Origin of the sequence: Sphingoaurantiacus capsulatus, assembly GCF_042648405.1 — a bacterium.
Lineage (GTDB): Bacteria > Pseudomonadota > Alphaproteobacteria > Sphingomonadales > Sphingomonadaceae > Sphingoaurantiacus > Sphingoaurantiacus capsulatus.
On the sequence record NZ_JBHRXV010000009.1, the window covers coordinates 60,370 to 74,422 of the forward strand.

The following is a 14,053-nucleotide window of genomic DNA, read 5'->3' on the forward strand; positions in this document are numbered from 1 at the left end:
TCTAGCCTGATTGACGGTGATGAGATTCGGGCCTCGATCAACCAATTATAAGTTTGAACCTTGCCTGAAAGTGGCTAATCAGAATAGTGAACAGACGGCCGCATTGCGCACAAAATTTGGGGGGATTGTGGGGAATTTGTCGAACGCGCCGGCGCTTTCGCGCGCTGTCCTTTCGCGGCGAGGATTGTTGCAGCGTGCGGCCAGTGCCGGAGCGGTGGCCGGGCTCGCCTTGACGGTCGGCTGCGGGGCCAAGGACGATCGCAAGACGCTGCGCTGGTGGTCGCCCCAGGCTTCGCCGGAACAGCTCAAGGCTTACCGCGCCCAGATCGCCGCCTTCGAGGCGAAAAACGCCGGCATCCGGGTGGTTTTCGAGCCGACATCGGACGAAGGCTATCCGGCGCAGTTCGCCGCCGCGTTCGCCGCCAAGCAATTGCCCAACATCGTCACGCACCTGCCGTCGTTCACCGCGCAGAGCTATTACGCGCGCGGCCTCCTGGAGCCGGTCGATGACGTCATCCAGGCCATCGGCCCGGCGAACTATTTCGACGGCGCGAACGACGTCTACCGAACGGCGGACGGTCATTTCTGCGGCACCGGCATCGGCAACACCGCCGTCGACATGTTGTGGTATCGCAAGGACCTGCTGCAGGCTGCCGGCATCGGTACGCCGCCGACCACGTGGGACGAGCTGCGCGACGCGTGCCGCCGCGTACAGCGACCGGGCGTCTATGGCGCGCCGCTGCCGTACGGCATGAACGCCATGACCTCGCTGATCTTCATCGGGTTCATTCACCGGGCGGGCGGGCAGGTGTTCGCGCCCGACCTCTCCGTGGCGATCGACGGCGCACCGACCTACGACGCGCTCGAATTCTTCAAGTCGATGCGCGAATTCTGCCCGCCGGGCGCGTCGAACTTTAGCTGGGGCGAAAGCCTGACCGCCTTCGTATCGGGCGCGACGGCCACCGGCATCTACGGCGGGCGCGTGCTCGCCAACGTCGCTGCCCAGAACCCCAAGATCGCCGACCAGATCGGCTGCGCGACCTACCCGACCGCGTCGCGCGCCATTCCGGCGTGGACGTTCAACGACTTCCCGAGTCTGATCATTCCAAAAGGCGCGTCGCACCTTGCGGAAACCAAGGCGTTCGCCGCGTCGCTCTACGACCCGCAGGGCTATATCCCGCAGCTGCATGCCGCCCCGGGCCATGTGCTGCCGGTGCTGAAGCCGATCGCCGAGAATCCGGTGTATCGGGCGAACCCGCTCATCTCGAAATATGCGCCGGCAATCGATCTGATGACGCGCGCGGCGGCAGCCGGTCACAATCTCGGCCGCGAGACGACGGCGCACCAGCCCAATCTGAAGGCCAGCGAGATCGTCGCCAGCAATACGCTCGCGGAACTCGTGCAACGGGTGGTGCTGAACAAGGAGAACCCGCGCGCGGCCGTCGCGGCAACGGCCACCAAGCTGCAGGCCTTGATGCGTGGCTGACACCGCGGCGATAGCGACACGCCCCGCGCTGTCGATCGAGAAGCGCCATGCCCTGCTCGGGCTGGCGCTGATCGCGCCGACGGTGCTGATCCTCGGCGCCGTCATCGTCTATCCGCTGCTGTCGGCGATCTACCTGTCCTTCTTCTCGCTCTACACGCCAACGCTCGAGGGAAGTTGGGTCGGCCTCGCCAACTATCGCCAGCTGCTGGACGGCGGGCAATTCTGGTCTGCGCTCGCGACGACCGCGATCTGGACCATCGGCACCTTGACGCTGCAGATCCTGCTCGGACTGGCGATGGCGCTGCTGCTGCATCAGAACATCCTGTTCCGGTCGCTCGCCCGCAGCCTCGTGCTCTTTCCCTATTTCCTGTCGACGGTCGTCGCCGTGCTCGTCTGGCGTTGGCTGTTCAACGATCTGTACGGAATCCTGAACCACCTGCTCCTGTCCGCCGGCGTCATCGACGCGCCGGTCAACTGGCTCGGCAGCATGCCCAATGCGATGCTCAGCATCATCGTTGTCGGCGCGTGGAAGTTCTTTCCCTTCGTGGTGATCGCCATCCTCGCCCGGCTGCAGACCATTCCGGAAGCGCTCTACGAGGCCGCCAAGATCGATGGCGCCGGGCCGGTCAGCCGCTTCTTCGACGTGACGCTGCCGCAACTCCGCGACGTGCTGGCGATCGTCATCCTGTTGCGCACGATCTGGGACTTCAAGGAGTTTGACCTGATCTATCTGATGACCGGCGGCGGGCCGGTGAACGGCACGCGCACCCTGCCGCTTGTCGTTTATCAGGAAGCGTTCGGGCTGAACCAGATGGGCATGGCGGCGGCCTATGCCGTCGCGATGATGATCGTGATGCTGATCTTCATGCTCGCCTATCTGGCGCGCGCGCGGGGTAAGGCGGCATGAGCGCCGATCGCAAGCGCATCTCGCTGGGCGCCAGCCTCGTCACCTGGCCGCTCGTCCTCGTCATCGCGTTCCCGCTGCTGTGGATGCTGGTGACGTCGGTCAAGCCGCAGACCGAATTGTTCGCGACGCCGCCGAGCCTGATCCCCGAAGCGATCACCTTCGAGCATTACCGGCGGCTGCTCGAGGACACGCCCTTCCCGCAATATTTCGCGAACTCGGTGATCATCGCGATCTCGACGACCATCCTCGTCGTCGGGGTGAGCGTCCTCGGCGCCTACAGCCTCGTGCGCTTCAGCTATCGCGGCCGCGAGACGCTCGCGAGCCTCGTGCTGTTCACCTACCTGCTGCCGTCGGTGGTGCTCATCTCGCCGCTCTATCTGATGCTCGTGAACATCGGCCTGGCGAACACGCTGCCGAGCCTCGTCATCGCCTACACGACCTTCTCGCTGCCCTACGCGCTTTGGCTGCTACGATCCTTCATGGCCGGCATTCCGGAGGATCTGGAATCGGCGGCGATGGTGGATGGCGCGAGCCGGCTCGGCGCCTTCGTCGACGTCGTGCTGCCGCAGGCGCTGCCGGGCATCATCTCGACGGCGCTGTTCACCTTCATCCTCGCCTGGAACGAGTATCTCTATGCGCTCGTGCTGGTGAACTCGGACGAGGCGCGCCCGCTTACCACCGGCGTGATGAACATGCTGATCTCGGCCTTCAACATCGAATGGTCGCTGCTGATGGCAGCCTCGGTGATGATGAGCGTGCCCCTCATCGTCATCTTCGCCTTCCTCCAGAAATATCTCACCAGCGGCTTTGGCGCCGGCGGCGTGAAAGGCTGAACATGGTACAGGTGATCTTCGACAAGGTCCGCAAGGCCTTCGGCGAAACCGTCGCGGTCCCCGGCCTCGACCTCACCATCGAATCCGGCGAGTTCGTATCGCTGCTCGGCCCATCCGGCTGCGGCAAGACCACGACGCTGCGCATGCTGGCCGGCCTCGAACAGCCGACCAGCGGCAGCATCCGCATCGGCGACCGCGATGTCGTCGATCTGGCGCCGGGCGCCCGCGACATTGCCATGGTCTTTCAGTCCTACGCGCTCTATCCGCACATGACGGTGGCGGATAACATCCGCTACCCGCTTAAGAAGCGCGGCGTCGGCAAGGCGGATCAGGCGGCGAAACTCGCGCAGGTCGCCGAGCTGCTGCAGCTGGAGCCGTTGCTCGGGCGCAAGCCGAAGCAGCTATCGGGCGGCCAGCAGCAGCGGGTCGCGCTGGGCCGCGCACTCGTCCGCGACCCCAGCGTGTTCCTGCTCGACGAACCCCTGTCGAACCTCGACGCCAAGCTGCGCGCGCACATGCGCGCCGAGCTGATCGAGCTGCACCGCCGGCTGGGCAAGACGATGGTCTACGTCACCCACGACCAGCTCGAAGCCATGACGATGTCGACGCGGATCGCGGTCATGAAGGACGGGGTCCTTCAGCAGTTCGCGCCGCCGTCCGAAATCTACAATCGGCCCGCCAACAGCTTCGTCGCCGGCTTCATCGGCACGCCGTCGATGACCTTGGTCGACGGCATTCTCGCCGGCGAAGGCGCGGGTGCCTCGCTGCGGCTCGGTCAACTGACGATCGACCTTCCGCTGCCGCCCACCATGGCGCCGCGCGCGGTGACCGCCGGCATCCGCCCCGAAGACGTGCTGATCGGCACCGGCCCCTGGCAGGCGCGCGTGCGCGTGGTCGAGCCGACCGGTTACGAGACGATCGTTATCCTCGACGCCGGCGACGTGTCGCTCACCGCCCGCCTCGTCGGCGAGGCACGCGTTCAGATCGGCGAACAGGTCGCCTTCGACCTCAAACGCGAGAATCTCCACCTCTTCGACCAGGCCGACGGCCGCCGGCTGGAAATCGCCCGCGCGCCATCGGCTGTCGGCAACACCCAAGCCTGAAAGTCGCGAACGATGGATCGAAACAGTGTCGACTGGCAGGGGCCGATGCCCGCTGTCACCACGCCCTTCCACGATGACGGGCGCATCGACGAAGCGGGGTTTGCCGCCAATCTCGACCGGCTGATCGACGCGGGCGCCACCGGCATCGTCGTCGGCGGCTGCACCGGCGAATTCTGGGCGCTGACGCATGAGGAGCGCAAGCGCCTGTACGAGGTGGCGCGCGATGCGATTGCCGGCCGCGTCACGCTCATCGTCGGCACCGGCGCCGTCACCGTCGACGAGACCGTCACCCTGACCCGCCACGCGGAGGCGAGCGGCTGCGACGGTGCGCTGATCCTGCCGCCTTATTTCGTGAAGCTGGCCGATGAGGAAATCTTCGCGCACTTCGCGGACGTCACCGCGCAGGTCGGCCTGCCGGTCCTCCTGTACAATATTCCGGGCAACGCGGTGAACGCGCTCAGCCCGGCGCTCGTGGCGCGGCTGGCCGATCTCGATCCGGTCGTCGCCGTCAAGGAAAGCTCGGGCGACTGGAACAACTATTACGCGACGCACCTCGCGGTGCATGAGCGCCTCCGCGTGTTCTGCGGGCCGTCGTCGGTGTTCGGCGTGCCGGCGGTCCAGCTGGGTGCCGACGGCACCATCGACTGCTTCCCCAACGTCTGGCCGCGCGGCGGACTCGATCTCTACTTCGCGGCGCAGCGCGGCGAGAACGCCGCGGCCGCCGAGTTGCAGGCGACGGGGCGCAAGCTGACCGACCTTTTCACGAGCGAGGGCCGCACCCTCTACCCGGCGACCAAAGCCGCGATGGACATGATGGGCTTCCCCGGCGGCGGTACGCCGCGGCGTCCGCTGCGGCGCCTGACGGGCGCGCCGCTCGATGGCCTGAAGTCGGGCCTGGAATCACTCGGGCTGCTGTGACGGCCCGCGACACGAACAGAATGGGAGACGAGCGATGAACCACCAGAGCCGCATCGAGAAGCGGGCCCCCGAACTCAAGCCGGTCGACTACCAGCTGAGCTTCGGCGAGTTCATCGGCGTTGGCCCCAACGGAAACCTGTGGGTCGACGGCTGCGATGTCGCCGACCTGGCCAACCGCTTCGGCACGCCGCTCTACATCATCTCGGAAAACCAGCTGCGCCATAACTATCGCGCCTTCCGCGACGCGTTCCGCGCTGAATATCCCGATGTCGAGATCCTGTTCGCCAACAAGTCGAACAACGGCCTCGCCATCCGCCACATCATGAATACCGAAGGCGCCGGCGGCGACTGCTTCGGCGCGCAGGAAATGTACATGGCGCTGCTCGCCGGCACCAACCCCAGGACGCTCGTCCTCAACGGCTCGAACAAGCAGGAAGACGAGCTGGAGATGGCGATCGCCAACGGCATCTGCGTCAACATCGACGCGATGGACGAGCTCGACCGCATCGACGAGATCGCCGCCCGCCTGGGCGTCGTGGCCGATATCGGCATCCGCCTGAAGCTCGACCTCGAGCCGCTGCGCGAGCGTACCGGCGTCGCCATGCACGGCCCCGGCACGCTGAAGCAGCAGAGCGATTCCACCAAATGGGGCATGACGCGCGAGCAAACCGCCGAGATCGTGAAGCGCGCGATCGACATGCCGAACGTGCAGCTGAGGGAAACGCATTTCCACCTCTCGCGCATGTCGAACGATCCGGCCGACTTCGCCGTGATGGCGCGCGAGATGATCACCTGGTCGGGCTATCTGCGCGACCAGACCGGGTGGACGCCGCCCTGCATCGACATCGGCGGCGGCTGGACCTTCGGCAAATGGTACGGCACCGGCCCCAACAGCCAGCTCGACGACAAGAATGCGCCGACCGCCGAGGATTATGCGCGGCTGTGCTGCGCGGCGATCAAGGAGGAGGCGGAACGCCTCGGCCTGCCGCTGCCCAAGCTGCGCCTCGAGCCGGGACGCGCACTCTCCGGCCCGGCCGGCGTTGCGATCGGCCGCGTCGGCGCGGTCAAGACGGGCGCGACCCGCAAGTGGGTCAACCTCGACATTTCGACCAACCACCTGTCGTGGGCGGCGGTTCTCGACTGGTATTACCATGCCGTCCCGGTGGTGGACGCGCGCGCCGAGGGTACGGAAACCGTCGATCTGGTGGGGTCGCTCTGCAACTCCGACGAGGTCGGCCCGCATCGCAAGATGCCCGCGCTCGAACGCGGCGATCTCGTCGCCTTCCTCGACACCGGCGGCTACACGGAATCGTCGGCGGCGCGCTACAACGCGCAGCTGCTGCCGGCGACGGTGCTCGTCACCGGCGCGCGCGCCGAGGTCACGACCGAACGCGAGCAGATGAAGGACGTCGCCGGCCGCTTCCGCGTGCCGGCGCACCTGCTCGCCGCCTCGTTCGCGCCGGCGGAATAACCGGCATGGACTTTGGCATTGCCGGTCGCCGCGCCCTGATCTGTGGCGGCAGCAAGGGGCTCGGCTTCGCTGCCGCCCGTTCGCTGGCACGCGAAGGCGTCGATCTCACGCTCGTCGCGCGAACCGCCGAGGCGCTCGACGAAGCGGCGCATCGTCTCGTCGAGGAAACGGGCGTCGCGGTATCGACGGTGGCGGCGGACCTGACATCCCCCGCCGCGCGCGACATCGTCCTAGCCGCCTGCCCCGCGCCCGATATCCTCGTCTGCAATCCCGGCGTTCGCCAGACGCCGGACGACTTCCGCACGATGTCGCGCTCCGACTGGGACTTCTGGATGGAGGCGCACTTCTACGCGCCGCTCGACCTCATCCGCGCAGTGGTGCCGGGCATGTGCGACCGGCGCTTCGGCCGCGTCGTCAACATCTCGGTCAGCAACATCAAGTTCCCGCAGGTCAACTTCGCGCACAGCCATTCGGCCCGCGTCGGGTTGGCGGGCGCGATCGCCTCGATGGTGCGTGAGCTGGTGCCGCACAATGTCGTCATCAACAGCGTGCTGCCCGGCTTCTTCGATACCGACGCGCTGCGGACGAACCTCCACAGCCATGCCGCGCGCGGCAACACCACCTACGAAGCGATCGTCGAAGACCGGCTGACCATGACGCCGGCACGCCGCTTCGCCGATCCGGCCGAGTGCGGCGACCTCATCGCCTTTCTTTGCAGCGCGCAGAACGGGTATATGACCGGCCAGAACATCGTGAACGACGGCGGCGTCTACCAGGGGCTGTTCTAGGCCATGGCCGACGACGCGCCCTCCCGCCTGCTCGCCCCCGGCGGGCGTGTCGTGATGATCTCGGGCGCGTCGCGGGGTATCGGCCTCGCGATCGCGCGCCGTCTCGCCGGCGAGGGTTATCGCCTGTCGCTGGGCGTTCGCGACCCCGCGGCCTTCGACCTTAGCGGCTTCGACGCCGCCGCGACGCTGGTGGCGCGCTTCGACGCGGCAGAGCCCGAGACCGCGTCCGCGTGGGTCGCGGCCACGGCCGAGCGCTTCGGCCGCATCGATGGTCTGATCAATAACGCCGGCATCCTTCGCCAGCTCGATTTCGAGACCGGCGACGAGTCGGTGCTCGACGAGGTGTGGGCGATCAACGTGAAGGCGCCCTTCCGGCTCATCCGCCACGCGCTTCCGCATCTGTCGGCCGCGGGAAACGGGCGCATCATCAATATCGCCTCCACCGACGGGAAGCGGTACCGGCCCGGCGTTTCGATCGCCTACACCATGTCGAAGCATGCGGTGGTGGCGCTGACGCAGGCCGCCAAATTCGCGGGCTGGGACCAAGGCGTGCGCGCCACCGCACTCTGCCCCGGCGCCGTCGATACCGATCTCATCGCTTCCATTCCAGGCGTGACGCCGCGTGCCGACCGTATCGCGCCGGAGACGCTCGCCGAGACGGTCTCCTTCCTGCTCTGCCTGCCGAACAGTTCGTCGGTTGCAGAGCTCGTCATGAATACGCGGCTGGAGCCGTCGATCTAGCGTCCCGCCTCCCCAGTATTTGGAGCTTTCTGCATGTCTTTCAGCCAAGCGTCGGAGCGCCGGAAAGCTAAAGCGAAAGCGCCGAACTTCGCGCGCATGAACGCACCGTATCTTTCCGCGCTGGCGCTTGCGCTCGCGAACGTGCCCGTGGCGGCGGAAGAGCTCGGCGAAGAAGCGGAGCAGTACGCCGACATCGTCGTGACCGCACGCATTACCGATGACCGGGTCGTGCCGCCGCAGGTGGAGCTGACCAGCGAAGCGCTGCTGGCGGCGCAGCCGATCAGCATCGCCGACGCCCTGCGCAGCTTGCCGGGCGTATCGGTGAAAACCAACTCGCGCGGCGAGACCATCGCGCGCATCAGGGGCGCCGAAGAACGGCAGACCGCCGTATTCTTCGAAGGCTCGCCGTTCAGCGTTCCGTGGGATGGGCGCATGGATCTCGCGATCCTGCCGGCCGCCCTCATCGGCCATGCCGTTGTCAGCAAGGGCGCCGCGCCCATCGAATATGGCGCGAACGCGGTCGCCGGCGTCGTCGACCTGCAGGCGCGCTCGGGTGCCGGCGGCGAGAACGGCATCACCGGCCTCGCCGAGGTCGGCAGCCTCGGCCACGTCAACACGTCCGCGGTTGCCACCGCCGGCAATGACCGGTTCGACCTGACGCTCGCCGGCAGCTACTTCACCCGCGACGCGCAGCCGGTCGCCGAGCTCGATGCGCTGCCATTCAGCCAGGCGGACAGCAAGCGGCGCACGAACACCGATCTTCGGAGCTTCAGCCTGTTCGCCGCCGCCGGCGGGCGGGCGGGCCCCGTGGAGGCCCGCGTCAGCATTCTTCACAACGACAGCGCGCGGGGAATCGCCCCGGAGTCCGATCGCGATCCGGCAGTGTTCGCGCCGCGCTACTGGCGTTATCCGAAGATCGCTCTGACGCAGCTCAACGCGAACCTCGAAGCCGACCTCGCCGACGGCGTCACGCTGAACGGCGCGTTCTTCCGGCAGTGGTTCGACCAGGTCATCGATGCCTATCGCACCGCGTCCTACACGGCGTTGCGCAGCCGCCAGCAGGATGACGACAACACGCACGGGGGGCGGCTGACCCTTGCGTTCCCGGCCGGCCCGCTGACCGTGCGCACCACCGGATCGCTGCAGACCGCGAACCACCGTCAGATCGACACCGCCTTCCCCGGGACAGCGGGGCCGCGCCTCGAATATGAGCAGCGGCTGGCGAGCGTGGGCAGCGAGGTCGACATCCCGCTGGCGGCGACGACAAGGATGACCGTCGGCGCGGCCTATGATCACGCCAAGACGCCGTTGACGGGCGACAAGCCTGCCCAGCCGTCGCAGGACGCGCTGGCCTTCTCCGCCTCGCTGCGTCACGAGCTGGGCGAAGATCTGGACCTGACGCTTTCCGCCGGCCGGCGGACGCGCTTTGCTTCGGCGCGCGAGCTGTTCGGCGAAGCACTCGGCCGCTTCCTCATCAATCCGGATCTGAAGCCGGAGCGGGCGTCGATGATCGATGCCGAACTCGCCTGGACTCCGGCCGACCTGCAGGTGCGGCTCAACCCCTTCTACATCCGCGGCGAGGATACGATCGGCCAGCGCAACGTCGGCTCGCGGCGACAGCGCTATAATCTAGGCGGGACGACCGTTTTGGGGATCGACGGCAGCCTTAGCGACCGTCTGGCCGACCGGCTCTGGCTGGAGCTTGCCGGGAGCCTGCTGAAGGCGCAGGCTGGCAGCGGTGACGCGCTGTTCCGGCGCCTTCCGCAGCGGCCCAGCCACACGCTGAGCGGCGCACTCGACTACCGCGTGCCCGAGCGCTTCGACCTGAGAGCCGAGGTTCTGCGTACCGGTGGCGCGGTCGACCTGGCGCCGGACAACCGCAAGGCGCGGCTGCCGGCCTCCACCGAGTTCAATCTGAGGGGCAGTATCGCGCTGCTTCGTCTGCCGACGGGCGGCATGCTGTCGTTCACCGCAGCTATCGACAATTTGACCGACGAGCTGGTGCTGCCGCAACTCGGCCTGCCGGCGTCGGGCCGTACCATTCGCGTCGGGTTTCGCGTCGAATAACGCGGTCGGCACGAGCAGCACGGCGCCGCTGCTGGCGCAACCGACCAGCCAAAACGAATAGCTGATTCGTTGATTGGCCGCATAGAACGAAAAAGTTCGCTATGCGGCCAACCAGCAATTTGACAAACGCGACAAGCGCGACAACTCGATGCGCCTTGCGCACAACGAAGCCGTGAGCCGCCGCCGAATTAAACAAAGGTATAAGTGATTATTATCAATATTTTACATTGCTATCGGTGGAATTCGCTACCATGGACAAACTAGCTAACGCCAAGCTCACCTTTGATTGAATAGTGTTCGCATATGTTACTATCTGTAACCCCCTTGACACAAGATTGGGTTCACCCACACATTTCCATGGTCAGACCGCGATCGGGGATGGGCGGCTGCCGCGCATAAACGCGCACGGTTTGGAGGGGGCCGGACGCGATCCGGCGACCACAGGGGGAGCCTAGATCATGTCGACCAGGACAGTGCGTCGTTCCTTGATGTGTTCAACCATCGTCTCGGCGATGCTCGCCGTCAGTCCAGCGGCGGCTTTTGCGCAAGAGACAGCCGCTGCCGACCAGGCTGAGGCGAGCGCAACTTCGGAAACCGAGGAGACGATCGTCGTCACCGGCTCCAGGCTGGTGTCGAAGAATGTTTCATCATCGAGCCCAGTGCAGACGATCCAGGATCAGGCGTTCGACACGCTGGGCGCCGTCGACACCGTTGATCTCGTCAACACGCTGCCGTCGGTGACCCCCGATCAGGACACGAGCTTCGCCAACGGCGCCAACGGCACCTCGACGCTCGATCTGCGCGGCCTCGGCGCCACGCGCACGCTGGTCCTCGTCAACGGCAAGCGCCTGCCGCCGGGTTCGCCGACGCCGGGCGGCTACGCATCGGATCTCAACCTGATCCCCTCGCAGCTGATCCAGCGCGTCGAGATCGTCACCGGCGGCGCGTCGGCCGTCTACGGCTCCGATGCGATCGCCGGCGTCGCCAACTTCATCATGAAGCGCGACTTCGAAGGCCTCGAGATCGATGCCCTCTACGGCTTCAACCAGTCGAACAACAACAGCGCCGCCATCCAGCGCCAGCTGGTGCGGGCCGGCATCGAGCCGCTGAGCGGCAGCACGACCGGCAACAATACCTATGACATCTCGGCCGTCTTCGGTGCGGCGCTGGGCGGCGATCGCGGCAACGTCACGGCCTACGCCCGCTACCTGAAGAACGACGGCCTCAACCAGTCGGAGCGTGACTTCTCGCAGTGTGCGCTCGGCCTCTTCGCTGAGACCGAGGCCTATTGTATCGGCGCCCCGACGGGCCCGGACCCTTCCAACTTCATCCTGAGCCCGGCCATTCCGGTCGGCGGCACCGCCGCGAACGCCATTCCGCTGCGCGGCGCCAACGGCGCCGTCCTGCTCGACAGCGCGGGTCGGCCGCGGACGTCGGGCAGCTTCGCTCTGCAGCAGGACCGGAGCCTCATCGAAGGGTCGAACACCTTCAACTTCAATCCGTTCAACCCGCTGCGCCGCGCCGTCGAGCGCATCAACGCCGGCTTCAGCGGCTGGTACAATGTGACGGACGATATCGAGGCCTATCTCGACTTCGGCTTCACCAAGTCGCAATCGCCGCAGATCATCGCCCCGTCGGGCGGCTTCGGTTCCGAAATCAACCGCGTGAACTGCGACAACCCGGCGCTCACCAGCGCGCAGCGGCTGCTGATCTGCGGCACGGCGAGCATCACCGGCCCGTATCCGCGCGATCCCGACGGCGATGGCTACGCCCAGGCACAGCTCCAGCGGCGCTTCGTCGAAGGCGGGCCGCGTACCGACGACCGGACGCTGACCAATTTCCGCGTGGTCAGCGGCGTGAAGGGCACCTTCGCCGAGAGCTTCAAATGGGATGTCTTCGGCCAGTGGGCGGAGACCAGCCTCGATCGCGTGCAGTTCAACCAGGTCTTGAAGACCCCGCTGCTCAACGCGCTCGACATCGTTACCGACCCGCGCACGAACCAGTTTGCCTGCCGCGTCACCGTGCAGGGCACCGACCCGCGCTGCGTACCGTTCACCCGGGCCTATGATCCGACGGCCACCTACGATCCGCGTCTGCAGACCTACCTCGATGCGCCGACCCTCACGCAGGGCAAGACCTCGCAGATCATGGCCGGCGGTACGCTCCAGTCCAACCTCGGCGACTTCGGCTTCGTCAGCCCGCTCGCCACCGATGGCGTCGGGCTGCTGCTGGGGGTGGAGCATCGTCGCGAAGAACTGATCACCCGCCCCGACGCGACGGCTCAGGCTGGCCTACTCCTGGGCGGCAGCGGGCCGCTTCTGCCCGCCGACGGTGAGACGAAAATCCAGGAGTTTTTCCTCGAAACGTCGATCCCGATCGTCCAGGGCAAGGCCGGCTTCCACGAGCTTGCATTCAGCGGCGCCTTCCGCCGGTCGGACTACAAGTCCAAGAACAACCTGACCGGGCAGCAGGGCGGTGACTTCGGCGCCAGCACCTACGCGTTCGGCACCACCTGGGCGCCCATCGAGCCGGTACGCCTCCGCGCGCAGTTCCAGCGCGCAATCCGGGCACCGAACGTCCAGGAGCTCTTCCTTCCGGTCAACACGGGACTCTCAGGCCTGACCGATCCGTGCTCGGGTTTCGCGGGAAGTCCTACCCCGCCGACCCGTTCGGCGGCCGACTGTGCTCGCTCGGGCGTCCTGGCCAGCCAATATGGCTCGGTCCCGCCGGCGGGCGCCCAGGTCAACGTGCGGACGGGCGGCAACCCCGACCTCGAGCCCGAGGTGTCGGATACCATCACCATCGGCGCGGTGATCAGGCCGCCGCAGATCCGCAACCTGTCGCTGTCGGTCGATTATTTCGACATCAAGCTGAAGGGTGCGGTTGCCACCATCCCGGCGTCCTTCACCCTGGCGCGATGCCTCGACACGGCAGAGCCCGAATTCTGCAGCCTGATCACGCGCGGGCCTGACGGTTCGCTGACGTTCCGCGGGGCAGAGCCGTCGTTCATCGATGCGACGACGCGGAACATCGGCGGCTTCGCGACATCCGGCTTCGATGCGCAGATCAACTACAGCCATGAGATCGGCAGCCTCGGCCGGCTCTTGTGGGGCTACGCATCGACCTACCTGCTGTCGTTCGACACGACCCCGGTGGCCGGCGCCGGCACGACGAACTGCGTCGGGCTCTATGATCGGCAGTGCGATACACCGAAGTTCAAGTATCGGCATGTGGTATCCACGACGTGGAAGACACCGTGGAACATCGATATCGCGGCGAACTGGCGGTACCAGTCGAGCGTCGATCGCATCGACACGATCAACACGACGACCGGCGCGACGGTCACCTGGAAGGAGGCCGGCAAGGGCGCCTTCCAGGGCTCCACGCTGGCGGCCCAGCACTACGCCGATCTGACGGCCTTCTGGAATATTCGGGAGAACATTCAGGTGCGCCTCGGCGTCCGCAACGTCCTCGACAACGACCCGCCGATCGTGCCGCAGTTCGGCCCGTCACCGACCTTCATCGTCGAAGGCAACACGGTTTCGGGCACCTACGAGGCAGCGGGCCGCTTCATCTTTGTGGGGACCAATGTCCGCTTCTAGGACCAACCCCACAATCCACCTCCCGTGGATCGGTCGGCAACCGCCTTCGGGCGGCGCAAACCGATGACCAGGAGCGGCTGGTCTTGAGCGCGGCGGCCCGTTTCTTCCCCCTCCCGGGACGGGCTGCCGCCTCTCTT

10 protein-coding genes are annotated in these 14,053 nt (G+C 66.4%); all 10 read left to right on the forward strand.

Annotation, left to right across the window (positions count from 1 at the left end):
• The first annotated feature begins 136 nt into the window (after nucleotides 1–136).
• Nucleotides 137–1,486, forward strand: coding sequence for an ABC transporter substrate-binding protein (locus ACFOMD_RS10085; protein ID WP_380860747.1), 1,350 nt, complete (start codon nucleotides 137–139; stop codon nucleotides 1,484–1,486).
• Entirely contained in the window at nucleotides 1,479–2,393 is a 915-nt protein-coding gene (locus ACFOMD_RS10090) for a carbohydrate ABC transporter permease (protein ID WP_380860750.1), read from the forward strand. The genes ACFOMD_RS10085 and ACFOMD_RS10090 overlap by 8 nt, the downstream gene beginning before the upstream one ends.
• A complete protein-coding gene (locus tag ACFOMD_RS10095) occupies nucleotides 2,390–3,226 on the forward strand; it encodes a carbohydrate ABC transporter permease (protein ID WP_380860753.1) in 837 nt (278 codons plus the stop codon). The genes ACFOMD_RS10090 and ACFOMD_RS10095 overlap by 4 nt, the downstream gene beginning before the upstream one ends.
• A gap of 2 nt (nucleotides 3,227–3,228) precedes the next feature.
• Entirely contained in the window at nucleotides 3,229–4,329 is a 1,101-nt protein-coding gene (locus ACFOMD_RS10100; protein ID WP_380860756.1) for an ABC transporter ATP-binding protein, read from the forward strand.
• Nucleotides 4,330–4,341: 12 nt separating this feature from the next.
• Nucleotides 4,342–5,247 (forward strand): dihydrodipicolinate synthase family protein, encoded by a 906-nt coding sequence (locus tag ACFOMD_RS10105; protein WP_380860759.1) that lies wholly within the window; start codon nucleotides 4,342–4,344, stop codon nucleotides 5,245–5,247.
• Between the two features lie 34 nt (nucleotides 5,248–5,281).
• On the forward strand, nucleotides 5,282–6,718 hold the full coding sequence (locus ACFOMD_RS10110) for a diaminopimelate decarboxylase family protein (protein WP_380860762.1): 1,437 nt from the start codon (nucleotides 5,282–5,284) through the stop codon (nucleotides 6,716–6,718).
• Nucleotides 6,719–6,723: 5 nt separating this feature from the next.
• The gene (locus tag ACFOMD_RS10115) at nucleotides 6,724–7,506 is read left to right on the forward strand and encodes an SDR family oxidoreductase (protein WP_380860765.1); all 783 of its coding nucleotides are present in this window, start codon (nucleotides 6,724–6,726) and stop codon (nucleotides 7,504–7,506) included.
• 3 nt (nucleotides 7,507–7,509) lie between these two features.
• Nucleotides 7,510–8,247, forward strand: a complete 738-nt coding sequence (locus tag ACFOMD_RS10120) for an SDR family NAD(P)-dependent oxidoreductase (RefSeq protein ID WP_380860768.1) — start codon at nucleotides 7,510–7,512, stop codon at nucleotides 8,245–8,247.
• A gap of 96 nt (nucleotides 8,248–8,343) precedes the next feature.
• Nucleotides 8,344–10,314: a TonB-dependent receptor plug domain-containing protein gene (locus ACFOMD_RS10125; RefSeq protein ID WP_380860771.1), complete on the forward strand. Its 1,971-nt coding sequence runs from the start codon at nucleotides 8,344–8,346 to the stop codon at nucleotides 10,312–10,314.
• A gap of 488 nt (nucleotides 10,315–10,802) precedes the next feature.
• Entirely contained in the window at nucleotides 10,803–13,916 is a 3,114-nt protein-coding gene (locus ACFOMD_RS10130) for a TonB-dependent receptor domain-containing protein (protein WP_380860774.1), read from the forward strand.
• Nucleotides 13,917–14,053: the final 137 nt, after the last annotated feature.

Excerpts from the sequence above, each read along its gene's own strand:
- ACFOMD_RS10095 (WP_380860753.1), top strand. The coding sequence starts at position 2,390 with ATGAGCGCCGATCGCAAGCGCATCTCGCTGGGCGCCAGCCTCGTCACC.
- ACFOMD_RS10100 (WP_380860756.1), top strand. The coding sequence starts at position 3,229 with ATGGTACAGGTGATCTTCGACAAGGTCCGCAAGGCCTTCGGCGAAACC.
- ACFOMD_RS10130 (WP_380860774.1), top strand. The coding sequence starts at position 10,803 with ATGTGTTCAACCATCGTCTCGGCGATGCTCGCCGTCAGTCCAGCGGCG.
- ACFOMD_RS10120 (WP_380860768.1), top strand. The coding sequence starts at position 7,510 with ATGGCCGACGACGCGCCCTCCCGCCTGCTCGCCCCCGGCGGGCGTGTC.
- ACFOMD_RS10115 (WP_380860765.1), top strand. The coding sequence starts at position 6,724 with ATGGACTTTGGCATTGCCGGTCGCCGCGCCCTGATCTGTGGCGGCAGC.
- ACFOMD_RS10125 (WP_380860771.1), top strand. The coding sequence starts at position 8,344 with ATGAACGCACCGTATCTTTCCGCGCTGGCGCTTGCGCTCGCGAACGTG.
- ACFOMD_RS10110 (WP_380860762.1), top strand. The coding sequence starts at position 5,282 with ATGAACCACCAGAGCCGCATCGAGAAGCGGGCCCCCGAACTCAAGCCG.
- ACFOMD_RS10105 (WP_380860759.1), top strand. The coding sequence starts at position 4,342 with ATGGATCGAAACAGTGTCGACTGGCAGGGGCCGATGCCCGCTGTCACC.